Annotated in this window: 18 protein-coding genes; 11 read left to right on the plus strand and 7 right to left on the minus strand. The window is 71.2% G+C overall.

Translation table 11 applies throughout. The features are described 5' to 3' along the window. Window positions 1-346 precede the first annotated feature (346 nt). The 3 genes from cimA (at window position 347) to AC07DO_RS33430 (ending at window position 4,338) form a co-directional block, all read left to right on the plus strand. On the plus strand, window positions 347-1,951 hold the full coding sequence (cimA, locus tag AC07DO_RS33420) for a citramalate synthase (protein WP_479065111.1): 1,605 nt from the start codon (window positions 347-349) through the stop codon (window positions 1,949-1,951). Between the two features lie 44 nt (window positions 1,952-1,995). Beyond that, complete coding sequence (locus tag AC07DO_RS33425; protein WP_479065113.1) at window positions 1,996-3,345, plus strand: hypothetical protein; 1,350 nt, start codon at window positions 1,996-1,998, stop codon at window positions 3,343-3,345. Between the two features lie 93 nt (window positions 3,346-3,438). After that, the gene (locus AC07DO_RS33430; protein ID WP_479065114.1) at window positions 3,439-4,338 is read left to right on the plus strand and encodes an alpha/beta fold hydrolase; all 900 of its coding nucleotides are present in this window, start codon (window positions 3,439-3,441) and stop codon (window positions 4,336-4,338) included. A 1-nt stretch (window position 4,339) separates the two neighbouring features. On the opposite strand, the gene AC07DO_RS33435 is transcribed toward AC07DO_RS33430, so the two are convergent. Further along, window positions 4,340-4,888, minus strand: a complete 549-nt coding sequence (locus tag AC07DO_RS33435) for a hypothetical protein (protein ID WP_479065119.1) — start codon at window positions 4,886-4,888, stop codon at window positions 4,340-4,342. Between the two features lie 40 nt (window positions 4,889-4,928). Then, window positions 4,929-5,534, minus strand: a complete 606-nt coding sequence (locus tag AC07DO_RS33440) for a YceI family protein (protein ID WP_479065122.1) — start codon at window positions 5,532-5,534, stop codon at window positions 4,929-4,931. Window positions 5,535-5,833: 299 nt separating this feature from the next. Here AC07DO_RS33440 and AC07DO_RS33445 point away from each other — a divergent pair, with 299 nt between their 5' ends. The 7 genes from AC07DO_RS33445 to AC07DO_RS33475 all read left to right on the plus strand — a co-directional run bounded on the left by AC07DO_RS33445 (window position 5,834) and on the right by AC07DO_RS33475 (window position 14,481). Continuing rightward, window positions 5,834-6,394, plus strand: coding sequence for a hypothetical protein (locus AC07DO_RS33445; RefSeq protein ID WP_479065123.1), 561 nt, complete (start codon window positions 5,834-5,836; stop codon window positions 6,392-6,394). Window positions 6,395-6,565: 171 nt separating this feature from the next. Continuing rightward, window positions 6,566-7,411: a DUF4097 family beta strand repeat-containing protein gene (locus AC07DO_RS33450; protein WP_479065125.1), complete on the plus strand. Its 846-nt coding sequence runs from the start codon at window positions 6,566-6,568 to the stop codon at window positions 7,409-7,411. A 723-nt stretch (window positions 7,412-8,134) separates the two neighbouring features. Continuing rightward, a complete protein-coding gene (locus AC07DO_RS33455) occupies window positions 8,135-9,139 on the plus strand; it encodes an ATP-binding cassette domain-containing protein (protein WP_479065127.1) in 1,005 nt (334 codons plus the stop codon). Continuing rightward, window positions 9,136-9,990 (plus strand): ABC transporter permease, encoded by an 855-nt coding sequence (locus AC07DO_RS33460; RefSeq protein ID WP_479065128.1) that lies wholly within the window; start codon window positions 9,136-9,138, stop codon window positions 9,988-9,990. Before AC07DO_RS33455 ends, AC07DO_RS33460 begins: the two co-directional genes overlap by 4 nt. A 173-nt stretch (window positions 9,991-10,163) precedes the next feature. Beyond that, window positions 10,164-12,491, plus strand: a complete 2,328-nt coding sequence (locus tag AC07DO_RS33465) for a polysaccharide lyase 8 family protein (protein WP_479065130.1) — start codon at window positions 10,164-10,166, stop codon at window positions 12,489-12,491. 184 nt (window positions 12,492-12,675) lie between these two features. Further along, window positions 12,676-14,268 (plus strand): acyl-CoA carboxylase subunit beta, encoded by a 1,593-nt coding sequence (locus AC07DO_RS33470; protein ID WP_055564439.1) that lies wholly within the window; start codon window positions 12,676-12,678, stop codon window positions 14,266-14,268. A 21-nt stretch (window positions 14,269-14,289) separates the two neighbouring features. Next, the gene (locus AC07DO_RS33475) at window positions 14,290-14,481 is read left to right on the plus strand and encodes an acyl-CoA carboxylase subunit epsilon (RefSeq protein WP_055564440.1); all 192 of its coding nucleotides are present in this window, start codon (window positions 14,290-14,292) and stop codon (window positions 14,479-14,481) included. Between the two features lie 129 nt (window positions 14,482-14,610). On the opposite strand, the gene AC07DO_RS33480 is transcribed toward AC07DO_RS33475, so the two are convergent. Further along, entirely contained in the window at window positions 14,611-15,495 is an 885-nt protein-coding gene (locus AC07DO_RS33480) for a LysR family transcriptional regulator (RefSeq protein WP_479065133.1), read from the minus strand. Between the two features lie 116 nt (window positions 15,496-15,611). Here AC07DO_RS33480 and AC07DO_RS33485 point away from each other — a divergent pair, with 116 nt between their 5' ends. After that, window positions 15,612-16,001: a tautomerase family protein gene (locus AC07DO_RS33485; RefSeq protein ID WP_479065135.1), complete on the plus strand. Its 390-nt coding sequence runs from the start codon at window positions 15,612-15,614 to the stop codon at window positions 15,999-16,001. A gap of 65 nt (window positions 16,002-16,066) precedes the next feature. Here the strand turns inward: AC07DO_RS33485 and AC07DO_RS33490 are convergent, their stop codons facing one another. The 4 genes from AC07DO_RS33490 to AC07DO_RS33505 form a co-directional block, all read right to left on the minus strand. Continuing rightward, window positions 16,067-16,651: a GTP-binding protein gene (locus tag AC07DO_RS33490; protein ID WP_030361923.1), complete on the minus strand. Its 585-nt coding sequence runs from the start codon at window positions 16,649-16,651 to the stop codon at window positions 16,067-16,069. Beyond that, complete coding sequence (locus tag AC07DO_RS33495) at window positions 16,632-17,222, minus strand: DUF742 domain-containing protein (protein WP_479065137.1); 591 nt, start codon at window positions 17,220-17,222, stop codon at window positions 16,632-16,634. Before AC07DO_RS33495 ends, AC07DO_RS33490 begins: the two co-directional genes overlap by 20 nt. A 95-nt stretch (window positions 17,223-17,317) precedes the next feature. Next, window positions 17,318-17,731, minus strand: a complete 414-nt coding sequence (locus AC07DO_RS33500) for a roadblock/LC7 domain-containing protein (protein WP_055564496.1) — start codon at window positions 17,729-17,731, stop codon at window positions 17,318-17,320. 10 nt (window positions 17,732-17,741) lie between these two features. Then, on the minus strand, window positions 17,742-20,837 hold the full coding sequence (locus AC07DO_RS33505; protein WP_479065139.1) for a sensor histidine kinase: 3,096 nt from the start codon (window positions 20,835-20,837) through the stop codon (window positions 17,742-17,744). Window positions 20,838-20,846: the final 9 nt, after the last annotated feature.

Below are 20,846 nucleotides of genomic sequence, written 5' to 3' on the forward strand. Positions count from 1 at the left end.
GCGTGCGGATCTCTCGTGCGGGTCCCTCATGCGGGCGGCGCGTCCACACGCCGCCCGCATCGTGAGACAGGCGCCCCACGGCACGGCAAAGCGTGGCAAGCTGCCTCCGTGCTCTCGTTCGCCATGATTATTGGCAGCAGGCGCGCCGGTCCGCAGTGACCGCCTCGTATCCATCACGTACGGGCGGACACCGTCGCCTCGACCCGCGCGCAGACCTCTCGCACCCGCGAGGGGTTTTTTCGTTTCCCGGCCCAACTGCAGCCGGACACGGAGCGCGAGGGATCATTGGGGGTGGTGGAGCCGGTCATTCCGGTAGACCGAGATCCGACACAGGAGCCAGATCAGCATGACGGAAACCAGCACACCCGACGATTCCTTCCACGTCTTCGACACGACGCTGCGCGACGGCGCGCAGCGCGAAGGCATCAACCTCACCGTCGCGGACAAGCTGACCATCGCGCGGCACCTGGACGACTTCGGCGTCGGCTTCATCGAGGGCGGCTGGCCCGGCGCCAACCCGCGCGACACCGAGTTCTTCGCGCGGGCCCAGGAGGAGATCACCTTCCGGCACGCCCAGCTCGTCGCCTTCGGCGCCACCCGCCGCGCGGGCGCCAAGGCCGCCGACGACCCGCAGGTCAACGCCCTCCTCGCGTCCGGCGCGCCCGTCATCACCCTCGTCGCCAAGGCCCACGACCGGCACGTCGAACTCGCCCTGCGCACCACCCTCGACGAGAACGTGGAGATGGTCCGCGACACCGTCTCCCACCTCGTCGCGCAGGGCCGCAGGGTCTTCGTCGACTGCGAGCACTTCTTCGACGGCTACCGCGCCAACCCCGAGTACGCCAAGGCGGTCGTGCGCGCCGCGTCCGAGGCCGGCGCCGACGTCGTCATCCTGTGCGACACCAACGGCGGCATGCTGCCCGCCCAGGTCCAGGCCGTCGTCTCCACCGTCGTCGCGGACACCGGCGCCCGCCTCGGCATCCACGCCCAGGACGACACCGGCTGCGCCGTCGCCAACACCCTCGCCGCCGTCGACGCGGGCGCCACCCACGTCCAGTGCACCGCCAACGGCTACGGCGAGCGCGTCGGCAACGCCAACCTCTTCCCCGTCGTCGCCGCCCTGGAGCTCAAGTACGGCAAGCAGGTCCTGCCCGAGGGCTCGCTGCGCGAGATGACCCGCGTCTCGCACGCCATCGCCGAGGTCGTGAACCTGACCCCGTCGACGCACCAGCCCTACGTCGGTGTCTCCGCCTTCGCCCACAAGGCCGGACTGCACGCCTCCGCGATCAAGGTCGACCCGGACCTCTACCAGCACATCGACCCGGACCTCGTCGGCAACCGCATCCGCATGCTCGTCTCCGACATGGCGGGCCGCGCCTCCATCGAGCTCAAGGGCAAGGAGCTCGGCGTCGACCTCGGCGACGACCGCGAGCTGATCGGCCGCGTCGTGGACCGCGTCAAGGAGCGCGAACTCCAGGGGTACACGTACGAGGCCGCCGACGCCTCCTTCGAACTGCTGCTCCGCGAGGAGGCCGAGGGCCGCGCCCGCCGCTACTTCCGCGTCGAGTCCTGGCGGGCCATCGTCGAGGACCGCCCCGACGGCACGCACGCCAACGAAGCCACCGTGAAGCTGTGGGCCAAGGGCGAGCGCATCGTCGCGACCGCGGAGGGCAACGGCCCGGTCAACGCCCTCGACCGGGCGCTGCGGGTCGGCCTTGAGCGGATCTACCCGCAGCTCGCCAAGTTGGAGCTGGTGGACTACAAGGTCCGCATCCTGGAGGGCAAGCACGGCACGTCCTCCACCACGCGCGTCCTGATCTCCACGACCGACGGCGTCGGCGAGTGGTCGACGGTCGGCGTCGCCGAGAACGTCATCGCCGCGTCGTGGGGCGCCCTGGAGGACGCCTACACCTACGGACTGCTGCGGGCCGGGGTCGAACCGGTGGAGTAGTCCGCCCCCACCCGTCGGGGGTCCGTCTGGGTTACGTTCGAAGCATGAGGAATCGGACGAAGCGGATCACTGTGGGACTCTCCGGACTGCTGCTCGCCCTGGGCGCCGTGTCGTTCACGGCGGCGCCCGGGGCCCTGGCGGCATCCGGCACCCCGGCGGCATCCGGGACACAGGACGCCTCCAGCGTGTCGGTGGTGGCCGACGCCTGGAAGAAGAGCCCGGTCTACGTCGATCCCGCGGCGTCGGACCAGCTCTCCGGGAAGCAGGCCGACGCCCTCGCGGAGAAGATCAAGAAGGCGGACAAGCCGGTCTTTGTGGCGGTGCTGCCGGACGACTTCCCGCAGCAGGCACTCTTCCAGCAGCTGCGCACGGAGACCGGCGTGACCGGGCTGTACGCGGTCCGGCTCGGCGACGGCTTCAACGCGATGGCCGACCGGTCCGTGCTGACCGGCAACGCCGTCACCAACCTCGTCTCACTAGTCCAGGGCGAGAACGCCCCGCGGCAGCTCGACCGCTTCGTCGGCCAGGCCCTCGTGCAGGCCGGAGGCAAGGCCCCGGAGTCCTGGGGCGGCGGCACGGACGACAGCGTCTCGCCGGGGGCCCTGATCGGGGTCGGTGTGGTCGTCGTGGCGGGCGCGGGGGGCGCGTACGCGATCGTCCGGCGCAAGAAGCGGCGCCACGAGGAGATGCAGCGCGAGTCGCTGCGCAAGCTGTCCGTCGTCGTCGACGAGGACATCACCGCGTTCGGCGAGGAGCTCGACCGGCTCGACTTCCACCCCGCCGAGGCCGGCGCGGACGACGCGATGCGCGCGGACTACGAGCGCGCGCTGGACTCGTACGAGAAGGCGAAGTCGTACATGGCGGCCGCGACGCGCCCCGAGGACGTGCGGAGCGTCACCCAGGCGCTGGAGGACGGCCGCTTCTCGCTGGCCCTGCTCGCCGCGCGCCGGGAGGGGCGCGAGCTGCCCGAGCGGCGGGCCCCCTGCTTCTTCGACCCGCGGCACGGCCCCTCGGTCGAGGACGCGACGTGGGCGCCCGCGAACGGCGCGGAACGCTCGGTCCCGGTGTGCGCGGCGGACGCGGCGCGCCTGGCGGACGGCGAGGACCCGATGGCGCGGACCGTGGCCACGGAGTCCGGGGAGCGGCGCCCCTACTGGGAGGCCGGTCCGGCGTACGGGCCGTGGGCCGGCGGGTACTTCGGCGGCGGCATCCTGCCCGGACTCCTCGTCGGCACGATGCTCGGCGGCATGATGTCGAGCCCCGCGTACGCGGCGGACCACGGCTCCGGGTACGGGGACTTCGGCGGCGGTTACGAGGGCGGCGACTACTCGGGCGCGGACTTCGACCCCTCGGACTTCGGGGGCGGGGACTTCGGAGGTGGAGGCGGGTTCTGAGGCTCGACGGTTGACGGCACTCATTACGAGACGATACGGTCCGTCTTGTTGTTGGGAGTGCAGTGTTTCGTCGTTCGAGTGCGGGAGGCCGTCATGAGTCAGGTCCATGAGCAGTACGTCGAGGTCGCGCCGGGGGTCCGCCTGTGGACCGAGCGGCGCGGCGCGCCCGACGCGCCCTCGCTGCTGCTCGTCATGGGCGCCCAGGCCTCCGCGCTCGGCTGGCCCGAACCGCTGGTCGAGGCCCTGGCGGAGCGTCACCACGTCATCCGCTACGACCATCGCGACACGGGCCGCTCGGACCGCCCCTTCGACGAGAACCCCTACGCCGTCACCGATTTGGCGCGGGACGCGATCGCGGTCCTGGACGGCCTCGGCGTCGAGCGGGCCCACATCGTGGGGATGTCACTGGGCGGCATGCTCTGCCAGCTGGTGCTCGCCGATCATCCCGAGCGGGTGCTGAGCGCGACCCTGGTGGGCACGTGCGCGCTGAGCGAGACGCCGTACGTACGGCAGGACGGCGTGCGGGTCCCCGTCGCGGAGCTGCCCGGCATCGCACCCGACATCCTGGAGATGTGGTCACGTCCCGTGGAGGACCGCGGCGCGGAGGCCGAACTGGACCGGCGGGTGGAGCACTGGCGCCTGCTGAGCGGCGACCAACTGCCTTTCGATGCCGCCTACTTCAGGGAGCTGGAGCGGGGCATCATCGACCACGCGGGCCGTTACCTGGAATCGTCGGCCCACGCCCGCGCCGACAGTTCCGGCATGGTCCGCACGTCCGAACTCGCGGCGAACCGGGTGCCGGTGCTCGTCGTCTCCGCCACGGCGGAACCCGTGTTCCCTGTCCCGCATCCGCAGCACCTCGCCCAAGTCGTCGCGGGTGCCCGCCTGGTGGAGATACCGGGCATGGGGCACGCGCTGCCGCCGGCGGTGCACGGGCCGCTGGGGAAGGCGATTCTGGAGCACACTCTCGAGGGCGCGCCGGACGGGCGCTGACTCATGACCTCTGCGGGTCGGCCGGGGGAACGGTCACCGACCACTGCCCCGGGTGGCCCGGCGGCAGCGCCAAGTCCCGCCGCACCGCCGCGTAGTAGGCGTGACGTGCGGCCCGCTGCTGTGCGAGGAGTGCGGCCCACGCCTCGGGGTCGTGCGTGTCCGCCCGCAGGAACCGCTCCATCCGGATCACCATGAGCACCCACTCCCGCGCCTCGTCGACGACCTCCGGCGAGCCGAGCAGCAGCAGCGCCTCCCCGGCGGGGTCCCGTGCCTCGGCGGCCTGGGTGAAGTGCGGCACGGCCTCTTCGGGCGACAGGGGGTGCGGGTGCGGGTCGTTGCCGAGGTGGGCGGCGACCCGGTAGGTGAGGCTGACGGTCAGCTTCAGGACCCGGGCGTATTCGGTGTAGACCGCGAGCCGCCGTTCCTCCCAGCGGGCGGCCTGCTCCCGCCGGAACCGGATCCGGTCCCCTCGCGTGATCGCGACGTAGGACCCGAGCGCGCCGATGATCACGCCGAGGAGTGCGGGCAGTTGCTGTATGAACTCGGGCACAGGCGGAACGGTAGCGCGCGCGGGCGGGCCGGGGGCCGGTTCAGGAACCGGCCTTGATCGCCGAGATGTCGAAGTTCAGCTTGATCTTGTCCGAGACGAGCATGCCCCCGGTCTCCAGCGCGGCGTTCCAGGTGAGGCCCCACTCCGAGCGCAGGATCTCCGCCTTGCCCTCGAAGCCGACGCGCTCGTTGCCGAACGGGTCCTTGGCTGAGCCGTTGAACTCCAGGTCGATCGTGACCGGCTTCGTGGTGCCCAGGATCGTCAGGTCACCGGTGACGCGGTAGTCGTCGCCGCCCAGCGCCTCCGTCCTGGTGGAACGGAAGGTCATCTCGGGGAACTCGTCGGTCTTGAAGAAGTCCGCGCTCTTCAGGTGGCCGTCGCGGTCGGCGTTGCCCGTGTCGATGCTCTCCATCTTGATGTCGAGGGAGGCCGTCGAACGGGACGGGTCCGAGCCGTCCAGGTGCAGGGCGCCCGTGAAGTCGAGGAAGGAGCCCTTGACGTTCGTGACCATGGCGTGGCGGGCGACGAACCCGATCGTCGTGTGCGACGGGTCGATCGTGTACTCGCCGGTCAGCGCGGCGAGGTCGGGGCTGACCGTGGCGGGGGCGGCGGTGACGGTGTCGTTCTTGCGGCCGAAGAGACCCATGACGTGCTCCTTGGGGGACGAGCTCCGGAGGAGGAGCTTCTGTTGAATGTTCAACGAGATCGAAGGTAGCGCGATTCTGTTCAACATTCAACCTCTGGGTGAGGTGTCTTTGCGTCCGGTCGCGTGGCGGGGGTGTGGCACTGCGCGGGCACCGCTTGGCGCCACGGCGGCGCCGCGATGGCGTCACGCGCGGGCATTGGTGCTCTGACCTGCAGAATTAAGCGCTCGGGGACATGGTTGGCGCACCGGTAACGCCATTGGCGCTTGCGGCGGCGCCATTGTGGTGCCATGATGGCGTCATGAACCTCACGCAGTACGTCGATCAGCTCCGGCAGGAACTCGCCGTGGCCGCCGAAGCGGGCGGGGAGGAGGCGCGGGCCCTGGCCGAGCGCCTCACCGCCCCGCTCGAGTCGGCCGCCCGACTCACCCTGCTGAACGCGCTCTCCGCCGCCGCGGACGAGATCACCGTCGACCTGGCGCCCGGCTCGGTGGACGTACGACTGCGTGGCCTCGACCCGGAGTTCGTGGTGACGCCGCCGCCCGCGGGCGAGCCGTTCGACGCCCAGGCCGAGTACGCGGCACTCATGGCGGTCCAGCCGACGCCGCCCCCGCCGCCGGCCGCGCCCGACGCTGTGGACGACGGGGCCACCGCCAGGGTGAACCTCCGCCTTCCCGCTCACATCAAGTCACGTGTGGAGGAGGCGGCGAACCGGGACGGCCTCTCGGTCAACGCGTGGCTCGTCCGCGCGGTGTCCGGCGCGCTGGACCAGCCCGAGAGCCGGGGGGGCCGGACGGGCGCGGGGGGCGGCCGCCGCGAGACCTGGAACTCAGGGACGGGGTTCACGGGCTGGGTGCGGTAGCGCGGACGCGCTTTCCGTAAGCGTCCGCTCTCCCTGCTCCACCTGCGTACTGCCCTTCCGTATACCCACCAGTACTCACGCAGTACTCAGCAAGTGCCCAGCCAGTACTTCCCAACAGCCTTCGCCGACCGAGCCCTTGAGGACTCGGCGAGCCCTTAGGACGGGACAGCCATGCCTTCTTTCGACAGCCCGAAGCCCATCAGCGCCACCGTCACCCTCAGGGTCGGGACGCTCCGGATCACCGCTGGGGACCGTACGAACACGGTCGTCGACGTACGGCCGAGCAGCGCGACGCAGGAAGCGGACGTCAAGGCGGCCGAGCGCACCCGCGTCGAGTTCGCCAACGGCCAGCTGCTGGTCAAGGGGCCCAAGGACCGCCCCATGTTCGGCAAGGGCCCGTCCGTCGACGTGGACATCGTGCTGCCGACGGGTTCCGGGGTGCACGCCACGACCGTCATGGCGCACGTGTCCGCCGAGGGCAGGCTCGGCGACTGCGAGATCAAGACATCGGCGGGTGACATCCAGGTCGAGCGGACCATGGCCGCGAAGCTGACCACGGGGTACGGCGACGTCTCCCTGGGCCGTGCGGACGGGCAGGCCGACGTCTCCACGTCCTCCGGTGAGGTCCGTGTCGGTGAGGTCAAGGGGACGGTCGACATCAAGAACTCCAACGGCATCACGGTGTTGGGCGACATCGAGGGCGACGTCAAGGTGAAGGCGTCCAACGGCTCCGTCACCGTCGACCGCGCGGCCGCCGACGTCAGCGTCAAGACGGCCAACGGGGCGGTGCGGCTGGGGGAGGTGGCCCGCGGTGAGACCGTCGTCGAGGCGGCGGCGGGCAAGGTCGAGATCGGCATCCGCGAGGGTACGGCGGCGTGGCTCGACGTACGGACGAAGGCGGGCACGGTCAGCCAGGCGCTGGAGGAGTCGGGCCCTTCGGCGCCGGACGAGCCGGCCGAAACCCTGAAGGTGCACGCCCGCACGGGAATCGGCGACATCAAGATCCACCGAGCGTGATGCGCGCGGCGGATCCACAGGCCCGGCCCGGCCTTCCCGACCCCTCGCCGACGCAGCTGAGCCCATCCCCATTGAGCCCAGCCCCGGCCTACCCGTACTGCCTCCTGCCCCCCGGAGGTTGACCTTGGCCTGCCGTTACTGACTCCCGCCGAGCCCCGGGACGATTCCCGCCCACCGGGCAGGACCCCGACTCACCGGGCCCCCGGGCCCACCGAACCCGCCCGCGCCCCCGCCGGGGCCGCAGCCGCGAGCGCGCCGGAGGGGACGTGGGGGTATGTGCGCACGGAGCACCGAGCGCACCACCCCGGTCAGGAATGTCGGGCGCGGCGCAGGGATGGCGAGTACGCACATACCCCCGCGGCCCCGCCCCACAGACAGGCAACAGGCGCAGCCCCCGACCGAGCCGCCACACGCCCCCCGGCCCGCCCCCACCGACGGACAACAGGCGCCCCCGACCCCGGCCTCAGCCCACCACCCCCGCACCCGCCCCGGCTCACAGCCCAGCGCCTCCCCCGGCCCCCGGCCCCCGGCCCCTGGCCCCTGGCCCCTGGCCCCTGGCCCCCGGCCGAATCGCACCGGAAGCCCCACCCCACCCAGCCCCCCCCCGCCACGCCGCGCGGCTCCCAGTCGTACCCGCAAACAGCGCGCTCCCTGCCGGCGCCACACTCACCCAGCGCATCCCCCATCTGCCCAGCGCATCCCCGACCCCGAAAAGGACCGGACATGCCAACGCCCCACGACCTCCGCGACACCAACCACCCCCACCACCCCCACCACACCCCCCGCCCCTCAGCCATCACAGCCACCAACCTGCACAAGGCCTACGGCCAGAAAACCGTGTTGGACGGGATCGACCTCGACATCCCGCAAGGCACGATCTTCTCCCTGCTGGGCCCCAACGGCGCGGGCAAGACGACCGCCGTGCAGATCCTCTCCACGCTCATCTCCGCCGACGCAGGCGAAGCCCGCATCGCGGGACACGACCTGGCCCGCGAACCGGACGCCGTGCGCGCCGCGATCGGTGTCACCGGACAGTTCTCCGCCGTCGACAACCTCCTCACCGGCGAGGAGAACCTGACGCTCATGGCGGACCTGTACGGCTTCGGCCGGCGTCAGGGCCGGCACCTGGCCGCCGAACTCGTCGAGCGGTTCGACCTCGTCGAGGCCGCACGAAAGCCCGCCGCGACGTACTCCGGCGGCATGCGGCGCCGGCTCGACATCGCGATGACCCTCGTCGGCAGCCCGCGCGTGATCTTCCTGGACGAGCCGACCACCGGCCTCGACCCGCGCAGCCGGCACGGCATGTGGGAGATCGTCCGTCAGCTCGTGGCCGACGGCGTGACCATCTTCCTGACCACGCAGTACCTGGAGGAGGCCGACCAACTCGCCGACCGCATCGCCGTGTTGAGCGGCGGAAAGCTCGTCGCCCAGGGCACCCCCGGCGAGCTGAAGCGCCTCGTCCCCGGCGGCCACGTCCAGCTCCGTTTCGCCGACCCCGCCGGCCTGGACGACGCCGCGCGGCTGCTCGGCCTCGGCAGCCGGGGCGAGGACGACCTGACCCTGCACATCCCCAGCGACGGCAGCCTGAAGTCCGTCAAGGCGGTGCTCGACCGCGTCGACGCCACCGGCATCGAGGTCGAGGGGCTCACGATCGACACCCCTGACCTGGACGACGTGTTCTTCGCCGTGACCGGCCACCCCGACCAGGAGAAAGCGACGACCCGATGAGCACCGTCACCACCAGCCCCGACGCCACGGCCACCTCGGCGGTCACACGGACCCACGTCCCCGCCCCCGCCCCCACCTCCGCGCTGCAGAACTCCCTCACCATGCTGCGCCGCAACCTCCGGCACGCCCGCCGCTACCCGGCCATGACGATCAGCCTGGTCAGCATGCCCATCGCCATGTTGCTGCTCTTCAACTACGTCTTCGGCGGGACGATGTCCGCCGGCATGGGCGCCCAGGGATCCGGCGACTACCTCGACTACCTCGTCCCCGGCATCCTGCTGATGGCCGTCGGCTCCGGCGTCCTGCCCACCACGGTCGGCGTCTGCACCGACATGACCGAGGGCATCGTGGCCCGGTTCCGGACGATGCCGATCAACGGCTCCTCGATCCTCACCGGCAGGGCCGTCGGCGCCGTCATCCAGACGATGATCACCATCGTCTTCGTCACCGGGGTCGCCTTCCTGATCGGCTTCCGCTCCGGCGCCGAACCCGTCGAGTGGCTCGCGGCCGCCGCTCTGCTCACCCTGATGAGCACCGCCCTCACCTGGCTCGCCGTCGCACTCGGCCAGCTCGTCAAGGCACCGGAGGCGGCCAGCAGTGTCGCTCTGCCCTTCTCCTTCCTGCTGCCCTTCCTCAGCAGCGTGTTCGTGCCGCTCGACTCGATGCCGGGCTGGCTGCGCCACTTCGCCGAGTGGCAGCCCTACACCGCCTTCACCGAGACCCTGCGCGGGCTGCTGACCGGCACGGAGATAGGCAAGTTCGGTCCGCTCGCGGTCGGCTGGGGCGTCGCAATCGCGCTGCTCGGCTTCCTCTGGGCGCGCGCACTGTTCAAGCGCGGCGCCAAGCGCTGACCCCACACCTCCCACAGACCCCGCGGAGCCACGGGGGTGTCTCGCGGGACAGGCCGCGCGACGGAAACGTCGCGCGGTCTTCCGCGTTGGTACGCCGAGGTGGCCCACCCATCGCCACCAGTACTGCCAAAGCCCTAGACAGCGCTTTCTATGCGCTGATACACCCCTGTCGCATGACCCCCACCCGTCGTACCTTCCTTGCCGCAACCGCTTTCTCAACCGTGGCGGCAGCCGCCCACGACAACGAAAACAACAACGACGAGTTCGCCACCCTCCGCGCCCGCTGGCTGGAGATCTCCCTCGGCACCGGCTACGACCCCGCCACCGAGCCGTACGCCTCCCGCCTGAAGGAGACCGGCGACCTCGCCCGCACGTTCCGTACCGCCATGGCCCCCGCCGCCAAGTCCCTCTGGCCCGACGCCCCGTTCGACCCACCGGCCGGTATCACCCTCAGCCACAGCAGGCTCTGGACGATGACCCAGGCGTACGTCTGCGAAGGCACGGGCTCCACCGGTGACGCCGGGCTCCTCGCCGACATCCTGCGCGGCCTCGACCACGTCGCCGCCACCGTCTACAACGCCTCCACCACCCGCTACGGCAACTGGTGGGAGTGGCAGATAGGCAGCCCCCGGCTGCTCATGGACATCGTGGCCGCGCTCCACGACGAACTCGGCGCCACCCGCAGGGAGAAGGCCTTCGCCGCCGTCGACCACTTCATTCCCGACTCCGCGCTCGCCGACTACACCGGCACCTCCACCGGCGCCAACCGCGTCGACCTGTGCCGCTCCGTCGCCCTGCGCGGCATCCTCGGCAGGAACCCGGCCAAGGTCGCCCTCGCCCGCGACGCGCTCTCACCGGTCTTCCCCTACGTCACCAAGGGCGACGGCCTCTACGAGGACGGCTCGTTCGTGCAGCACACCTGGGTCGCCTACTCGGGAACGTACGGTCAGGTCATGCTCGACGGGCTCGGCCGGCTCTTCGCGCTGCTCGCCGGGTCGACCTGGGCCGTCACCGACCCCAAGAAGCAGATCATCCTCGACAGCGTCGAGCGGGCGTACGCACCCCTGATCCTCGACGGACTCATGATGGACAGCGTCAACGGGCGGGCCGTCAGCCGGGGGTACCTCAAGGGCGACGACCGGAAGATCATGCGGAGTGACCACTTCCATGGGCAGGGTCTGATCGCCGCCATGGCGATGCTCGCGGGCGGCGCGAGTGCCGCCGAACGGGAGCGGTGGCACGCGCGGATCAAGGGGTGGATCGAGCGGGACACCGTCACCCCGCTGCTCACCGCCCGCCAGCTGGGCGTCGCCGACCTCGCGCGGCTGCACGCCGTGGCGGACTCCGGTGTGCGGGCGGCGCCCGAACCGGTCGGGCACCGGCTGTTCCCGGCCATGGACCGTGCCGTGCACCGGCGCCCCGGATTCGCGGTGAACCTCTCGATGGCGTCGGACCGGATCGCGTACTACGAATGCGGCAACGGCGAGAATCCGCGCGGCTGGCACACCGGCGCCGGGATGGTCTACTGGTGGGCCGTCGGGGCCCACGGCGACCAGTACACCGACTGGTTCTGGCCGACCGTCGACCCGTACCGGCTGCCCGGTACGACCGTGTCCGCCAAACGGCTCCCCGACCGGGCCGGCGGCGAGTGGGGCGCCGCGAGGCCCGCGGTGAAGTGGGTGGGCGGCACGACCGACGGCGAGTTCGCCGCCGTCGGCCAGCACCTGAAGGGGCTCGGCTCCACGCTCGACGCCCGCACGTCGTGGTTCTGCGCCGCGGACGCCGTGATCTGCCTCGGCGCCGGGATCACCGCCGCCGACGGCACCCCCGTCGAGACGGTCGTCGACAACCGCAACCTGGGCGAGTCCGGTACCGCCGCCCTCACCGTCGACGACGGTCCGCGCCCGCACTGGGCCCACCTCGACGGGCACGGCGGATGGCTCTTCCCCGGCGGTACGACCCGGCTCAGGACGGTCCGCGAGGACCGCACCGGCGCCTGGTCCGACATCAACACGGGCAGCTCCACCGAGCGGCGGACCAGGCGCTGGCAGACGCTCTGGCTGGACCACGGAATCGACCCGGTGGACGCTACGTACGCCTATGTCCTGATGCCCGGCGCCTCCCACCGCACCCTGCGGGCCCGCGCCGCCGACCGCCGCTGGTTGTCGGTCCTCGCCAACTCGGCGAAGGCGCAGGCCGTGGCCGTGGACGCGCTCGGTCTGACGGCCGCCAACTTCTGGCAGCCGGGCGAGGCGGGCCGGCTCGCCGTGACCGCGCCGGCCAGTGTGCTGGTACGGCAGCGGGGCAGAGGCGCTACGGTGCATGTGAGCGAACCATCGCGCACCGGAGAATCCCTCGAATTCACCTGGAACCGACCCGTGTCCCGGGTGATGACCAAGGACCCCTCCGTCGAGGTCCTCGCCACGGGCCGCTCGCTGCGGCTGCGGATCACACCGGGCACGGCCTGCGCGAGCCACGGATGTGAGGTGTCTCTCAGTTGACGGAGAGCGCCGACGATCCGGGATCCGCCGACTGTGTTGTAGGAAACCTACAACTTCGGAGGGTCTGAGCCGTCACTTCTTCATGGGCGCGGCCCGCTTCTGTCCGGGGGTGCCAGGAAAACGGCCCGGAGACTGTTCATAGTCGACGGTCCGTTTCCCCGGGCGCCCTCCGTAAGGTCGCTACATGACCGTTTTGGACGAGACCGCTTCCTCTGGGGGCGAGCCCACCGACTCGCGCGGCCGCGTGGCCGAGCTGCACGAGATCCGCGCCGAGGCACTGCGCGGGCCGAGCGAGAAGGCGACCGAGGCCCAGCACGCCAAGGGCAAGCTGACCGCCCGCGAGCGGATCGAGCTGCTCCTCGACCCGGACTCGTTCAACGAGGTCGAGCAGCTGCGCCGGCACCGGGCCACGGGCTTCGGCCTGGAGGCCAAGAAGCCGTACACGGACGGTGTCATCACCGGCTGGGGCACGGTGGAGGGCCGGACGGTCTTCGTCTATGCGCACGACTTCCGCATCTTCGGCGGCGCGCTCGGCGAGGCGCACGCCACGAAGATCCACAAGATCATGGACATGGCCATCGCGGCCGGTGCCCCGCTGGTCTCGCTGAACGACGGCGCTGGCGCCCGTATCCAGGAGGGCGTCTCGGCGCTCGCCGGCTACGGCGGCATCTTCCAGCGCAACACCAAGGCCTCGGGCGTCATCCCGCAGATCAGCGTGATGCTCGGCCCGTGCGCCGGCGGCGCGGCGTACTCGCCCGCCCTCACCGACTTCGTGTTCATGGTCCGTGAGACCTCGCAGATGTTCATCACGGGGCCGGACGTCGTCCGCGCGGTGACCGGCGAGGAGATCACGCAGAACGGCCTCGGCGGCGCGGACGTGCACGCCGAGACCTCCGGCGTCTGCCACTTCGCGTACGACGACGAAGAGACCTGCCTGGCCGAGGTCCGCTACCTGATCTCGATGCTCCCCTCCAACAACCGGGAGAACCCGCCGGTCCACGAGTCGGAGGACCCGGCCGAGCGCCGCTCGGACGTCCTCCTCGACCTGGTCCCCGCGGACGGCAACCGGCCGTACGACATGGCGAAGGTCATCGAGGAGCTCGTCGACGACGGCGACTACCTCGAGGTCCACGAGCGCTGGGCGCGCAACATCATCTGCGCCTTGGCCCGCCTGGACGGCCAGGTCGTCGGCATCGTCGCCAACCAGCCGCAGGCGCTGGCCGGTGTGCTCGACATCGAGGCCTCGGAGAAGGCCGCGCGCTTCGTGCAGATGTGCGACGCCTTCAACATCCCGATCCTCACCCTGCTCGACGTCCCCGGCTTCCTGCCCGGCGTCGACCAGGAGCACGGCGGCATCATCCGCCACGGCGCCAAGCTCCTGTACGCGTACTGCAACGCCACCGTCCCGCGGATCTCGCTGATCCTCCGCAAGGCGTACGGCGGCGCGTACATCGTCATGGACAGCCAGTCGATCGGCGCGGACCTCACGTACGCGTGGCCGACCAACGAGATCGCGGTCATGGGCGCCGAGGGCGCCGCGAACGTGATCTTCCGGCGTCAGATCGCGGCCGCCGAGGACCCCGAGGCGATGCGTGCGCGCATGGTCAAGGAGTACAAGGCCGAGCTGATGCACCCCTACTACGCCGCCGAGCGCGGTCTGGTCGACGACGTCATCGACCCGGCCGAGACCCGCGAGGTCCTCATCAAGTCCCTCGCCATGCTCCGCAACAAGCACGCCGACCTGCCGTCGCGCAAGCACGGCAACCCTCCGCAGTAGCCCACAAGGAGAACGCTGCAGATGACAACCCCCGACATCCGCGTCGAGAAGGGCCACGCCGAGCCCGAAGAGGTCGCGGCCATCACCGCGATCCTGCTGGCCCGCGCCGCCGCCCAGCCCGCCGCTCCCGCGCGCCGCGGCCGCGACAAGGCGGGCTGGCGCCGCCTGGAGCGCACCCCGGGCTTCCGCGCCCCGCACAGCTGGCAGGGCTGACGCACACGCATCGGTCGAGGCCCCGCTCTCCTTCGGGAGGGCGGGGCCTCGCCGCGTAGCGACGGCGGTGAAGGAGCGCCACGTCGGGGGAGCGGGGAACTGCGCGACCAGCCCCGTGCGACCCGCGGTTCACATCGGTGCGAAAGCGTTCCCCGCCAAGTGGGCGACGGCCGACTCCGCCAGCGGGCGGACCGCCGGGTGCCAGACGCGCTCCCGAGGGCCGCTCAGGACCAGATGCCGCGCAGCGCGCGGTACCACCCGCAGCAGCACCAGATCCGGGGGCAGCAGCGGCCGGGACACCTCCGACAGGACGGTCACCCCGATGCCCGCCTGCACCATGCTGATCAGGGTCGCCAGATCACGGACCCGGTGCGCCGGGGCGAACCGCAGCCCCGCGAGCTCGTGGAGCGCACGCACCCGCTCCTCGCAGCCGCCCGGCGAGATCAGGAGGTCGTCGTCCTCCAGGTCGCGCACGTCGACGACCGGCTCGCCCGCCAGCGGGTGGTCGCGGGGGAGCAGGGCACGGTAGCCGTCGACGGCCAGCCGGACGCCGGGGCCCGGCGGCGGGTCGACCAGGACCGCGGCGTCCGCCGTGCCGTTCTCCAGCCAGCCCGCGATCTCGGCGCTGTCGCCCTCGAAGACCCGTACCGTGACGCGTGGACAGCTCTCCCGCCAGTGCGCGGTCAGGCCGGGCAGCAGGCCCTGGCAGACCGTGGGCGTCGCGGCCAGCCGCACCGTGCCGGTCAGGGTGCCCACCGCGTCCGCCGCCACCTCCTCGACGCCCCGCACCGCCGACAGCGCGCCACGGGCGTACGGCAGGACGCGCTCCCCGAGCACCGTCGTGCGGACCTGACCGGCGCGTACGAGCAGCGGCCCGGCCAACTCCCGCTCCAGGGACGCCACCGCGTGCGAGACCGCCGACTGACTCACGCCCAACTCGTCGGCGGCCGCTCCGAAGCCGCCCGCGTCGACCACGGCGACGAAGGCCCTGAGCTGCGGAAAGTTCACGGTCATGAGGCGGTCTCATACGGTTGTGAGGGTGCTGGGTTGGCTCCATCGTGCCAGGCCGGGCGAGGGTGGCTCCGTGCCGCCCCGCCAGGCGGCGACCGGCAGCGAACTCAAGGAGAGCCATGCCCCACATCAGAGCCACCGTCACCGGCCCCGACCTGCCCGCCGACGTCGCCCGCGGCCTCGCCGAGGGCCTGACCGGCCTGGCCGTCACCGCGCTCGGCAAGTCCGCCGAGCGCACCATCGTCCACCTCGACCCCGTCCCCGCCGACCGCTACTACGTGGCCGGAAAACCCCTGGCCGAGGACGCCCGCGACGTGCACCTGGAGGTCAGCATCACCGCGGGCACCAACAGCGCGGCGGAGAAGGCCGCCTTTGTCTCCGGAGCCGCCGCGTTCCTGTCGGAGCTCTTCGGCCCGCTCGCCCGCGGCGGCGTCGCCCTGCACGAACTCCACCCCGAAAGCTATGGCTACCAAGGAGTCACCCAGCTCGCGTACTACCGCGGAAACTGACAGGGGCCCGCACGCCGAAGCGTGCGGGCCCTCATCCGCGTACGGGAAAAAGGTGGGACGGACCGCTATCGCAGCCGCGCCATCAGTGCGTGCTCGACCAGCGTGATCAGCGCGCTCTTCGCGTCCGCGCGGTGGCGCGCGTCGGTGGTGATGATCGGGGTGTCCGGGCCGATCTGGAGTGCTTCGCGGACTTCGTCGGGGGTGTAGGGCTGGTGTCCGTCGAAGCCGTTGAGGGCGATGACGAAGGGGAGCCCGGAGTTCTCGAAGTAGTCGACGGCGGGGAAGCAGTCGGCGAGGCGGCGGGTGTCGACGAGGACGACCGCGCCGATCGCGCCACGGACGAGGTCGTCCCACATGAACCAGAAGCGGTCCTGGCCCGGCGTACCGAAGAGGTACAGGATGAGGTCCTGGTCCAGGGTGATGCGGCCGAAGTCCATGGCCACCGTCGTGGTGGTCTTGTCTCCGGTGTGGGTCAGGTCGTCGATGCCCGCGGACGCGGACGTCATGACGGCCTCGGTGCGCAGCGGGTTGATCTCAGAGACCGCCCCGACGAACGTGGTCTTGCCCACGCCGAAGCCGCCCGCCACCACGATTTTCGCGCTGGTGGTGGAGCGGGCTGTTGCTCCGCCGCTAGAGCTTGCGAAGTCCACTGAGCACCCTTTCGAGCAGTGTCACGTCTGGCTGGCCGCCGGCGGTCTCGTCGCCGCCGGGCTGATGGATGGCGACAAGTCCGGCCTCCGCCAGGTCGGCTACGAGGATCCGGGCGACGCCGAGGGGAATGGAGAGGAGCGCCGAGATCTCGGCGACCGACTTGATCTCCCGGCACAGATTGCAGATGCGCTGATGCTCGGGCAACTGGCCCTGCAACTGATGCGGTTGTGCCGTGGTGTGCACCAGCGCCTCGATAGCGAGCTGGTAACGGGGCCTGGTGCGGCCGCCCGTCATGGCGTACGGGCGCACCAGGGGGTTGTTCGCCGACCCCGCGGGCGCCGGTTCGGGGGCGCGCCGCTGGGGTTGCACGGGCTGGATACGGGGCGCGCGCGCCGGGTTGCCCTGGTCGTACGGACGCGGCCCGGGCTGCTGGGGCTGCGCGTACGGCTGGCGGCGGTGGCTCGGAGCGGAGGGGAAGTTGTACCTGTTCGGACCGCCGTCGTGCTGGCCGCCCTGGCCGTGACCAGGGGACCAGTTCGCCGATGACGAACCGTCTGGGGGTGTTGCCACGTTGCTTCCTCCTCCAACTGTGCCGGGCACCATCACTGTGGAGCCGCGTCCCGAAACCTTACGGGCACGGAACACGAAAACGCACCGTCTGTCTGTTAGTTGAGAAGGCTCCCCTGGAGCTCGGCGCGCAGGTCCGGAGTGAGAACCGTGCCCGCACGATCGACAAGAAGTGCCATTTCGTACCCAACGAGACCGATGTCCGCATCCGGGTGGGCGAGAACGGCGAGCGAGGAGCCGTCGGAGATGGACATGATGAAGAGAAATCCTCGCTCCATCTCCACAACGGTCTGGGTCACGGAGCCGCCCTCGAAGATCCGGGACGCCCCGGCGGTCAGCGAGGTCAGACCCGAGGCGACGGCCGCGAGCTGGTCCGCACGGTCGCGGGGGAAGCCTTCGGACATCGCGAGGAGGAGTCCGTCGGCGGAGACCACCACGGTGTGGGACACCCCGGGGGTGTTGTCCACGAAGTTGGTGATCAACCAGTTCAGGTTCTGCGCCGCCTGGCTCATCGGGCTCACACTAACGCTCCTGGTTGTAGGTGCTATCAGGGCTGAAGCCCTGGCCATTCGTGTCACTACCTGCGCTGCGGCCCCGCTGGACGCCGCGACGCAGGTTGCTCAGCCTGCCCCGCACGTCCTCGGGGTCGCGGGAGACCTGGGGGCCGCCCTGTGGGGTCTGTTCCGCGGTGCCCTCGACCAGATTGGCCTTGGGCACCCGCCGCGGGAGCCCGGACGAGGTGACCCCGCCCGCCTTCGGCTCCTTGAGGCGCTCGGCTCGCTGCCAGCGCTCGTCGTTGGACGAACGCCAGTCGTCCCGGCCCTCGCCCGCGGCGGGAGAACCGCCGTCGGCGTTGCCGCTGCCGTTCGCGCCGGAGGAACCCCTGCGGGGGAGGCCCGCGTCGGTCATGTCGTGGACGACGGACGGCGCCGGACCCGGCCGGTCGAAGCCTACGCGTTCGGCGTCGGCCGTGTGGCCCGCCTGCGCAGATTCCGCTTCCTGGCCGTACTCCGCCTGGTAGCCGTCGGCGGAGGGCCAGTCGTCCTGACCGGAGCGCTCCGGATAGGCGATCTGCGGGTCCTGGTAGTACTGCTGCTCCGCCGGGTACTGCTCGGGCTGGTACTGCTCCTCGCGGTAACCGTCATCGGCGTACTGCGCGGTGGGGTACTGCCCGGTGGCGTACTGCTCGTTGTCGTACCGCACGCCCTGGTCGTACGCGACCTGCTGCTGCTCGTCGTACGCCGGTGCCTGCTGCTCGTAGCCACCCTGCCGCGGCTCGACCTCGTCGCGGAAGAGCGGGCGGTGGCCCTCGGGCTGCTGGGCCTGCGCCTCCAGCGCCGCACGGCGCTCCTCACGCATCAGGGAGCGGCCGACCGGGTCGAGCTCGTGCTGGGGCTCGGAGCCGTCACCGTGGTAGCGGCTGTCGTCGAAGCCGAGCTCGGCGGCGGTGCGCATCGGCTCGGGCGCCAGCGTCTGCTGCTCCGGGATGATCGAGGAGACCGTGAACTCGGGGTCCTGCGAGGCGTGCTCGCCACCGCCACCGTGCGTGATCGCGTCCGGCAGCATGACCAGCGACGTCGTGCCCGCCTGCTCGCCCGAGGGGCGCAGCTGCACGCGGATGCCGTGCCGGTCGGAGAGCCGGCCGACCACGAACAGGCCCATGCGCTGCGAGATCGCGGCGTCCACGGTCGGCGGGTTGGCCAGCTTGTGGTTGATGTCCGCGAAGTCCTCGGCGGTGAGGCCGATGCCCTTGTCGTGGATCTCGACCATGACGCGTCCGTCGGGGAGACGGGTCGCGGTGACCCGCACCTTGGTCTGCGGCGAGGAGAACGTCGTCGCGTTCTCCAGGAGCTCGGCGAGCAGGTGCACGAGGTCGGTCACGGCGAGGCCGTGGATCTCGGCCTCCGGTACGCCCTCCAGCTCGATGCGCTCGTACTGCTCCACCTCGGAGGAGGCGGCGCGCAACACGTCGACCAGCGGGACCGGCTGGTCCCAGCGGCGGCCCGGCTCCTCGCCGGAGAGCACGAGGAGGTTCTCGCCGTTGCGGCGCATACGGGTCGCCAGGTGGTCCAGGCGGAAGAGGTTCTCCAGCTGGTCCGGGTCGGCCTCGTTGTTCTCCAGGTCGGTGATGAGGGTCAGCTGGCCCTCGATCAGCGACTGGTTGCGGCGCGACAGGTTGGTGAAGATCGCGTTGATGTTGCCGCGGAGCAGGGCCTGCTCGGCGGCGAGCCGCACGGCCTCGCGGTGCACCTGGTCGAAGGCGCGGGCGACCTCGCCGATCTCGTCCGTGGAGTTGATCGGGATGGGCTGCACGCGGGTGTCCACGCGGCCCGGGTCGGTGCGCGACAGCTGGTCGACCAGCATCGGCAGGCGCTGCTCGGCGATGCCGAAGGCGGCCGTACGCAGCTGACGCATCGAGCGGGACATCTGGCGGGCCATCATCCCGGCCAGGATGAAGGCGGCGAGCAGCGCGACCACGACGATGGCGCCGGTGATGTAGGCGTTGCGCTGAGCGTTGGCGGCGATGTCGGACGCCTCGTCCACGGCCTTGTCGGCGAGGTCCGACTCGATGGTGCGGTAGGCGTCGAACTTGGCGGTGGTGGTCGCCCACCAGGCCTCGGGCGTGATGCCCTTGCCGGCCAGCGCGACGCGCGCGCTCGGCTGCGTGCTCTCCAGGGTGGCGAGGGCCGCGACCATCTGGTCCTGGGTGGGAGTCCGGCCGCCCTGCTTCGCGGCGTCGGCCGCCAGCTTCTTCTTGGCCTCTTCGAGCTTGGCGACGTCCTGGGGGGTGCCGCCACCGGTGTACTCCTCGATGGCGATGCGCTCGAGGTAGGCGTACGAGGAGAAGGAGGTGCGCTGGAGCGTCAGCGAGCCGGTGCCGGGGCCCGGCTTCACCAGGAGGTGCGTACCGATGGACCGCTCCAGCGACAGCGCGGCCTTGGAGAGCGAGATCGCGTAGACGGTGCGCCCGTAGCTGGTGATGTTGCCGGTGCCCAGACCGAGCTCGTTGGCGAACTCCATCAGGGGGTGCTGGATGGCGACGTAGCCCTCTTCGGTCTTCACCCCGGGGAGCTTCGTCGTGTACGCGGCCTGGCGCAGCGGACCGAGCTTCGGCTCGACCTTGTGGAAGCCGTCGAGACGACGGTTGAGGCCTTCCTTGTCCGGCATGCTCTCGGCGGCGGCCTTGAACTCGGCGGCGGCCTTGTCGGTGGCCTTGCGGGCCTTGATGACGGTCGGGTCGTTCCGCTTGCCGTTCAGCAGGGGAGCGGCGGTGAGGTCGCGCTCCTCGATGAGCCGGTTGCCGTAGTTCAGCGACGCCCGCACCAGACGAGCGGTGTTCTCGGCGTCCTGGGCCTCGCCCCAGGTGTCGATGGAGCCCTTGACCTGGAAACCGCCCATGACCAGGCCCACGAGCACGGGTATGAGCAGGATCGCGTTCAGGCGGGTCGGCACGCGCCAGTTGCGGGGGGACATCCGTCCGCCGGAGGGCGCAGGGGGCTCGTTGCCCGGCCCGGCGGCCATGTCGGCGGGGGACGCCGCTGTGCGCGGCGGCGGGGTGAAGTTGCCCCGCGTGTCCCCGGTGGGGGATGCCGCGGGACTCGGCTTGCTTCGCCTCACTCGACCAAC

It is taken from the genome of Streptomyces sp. NPDC045678 (assembly GCF_056432085.1).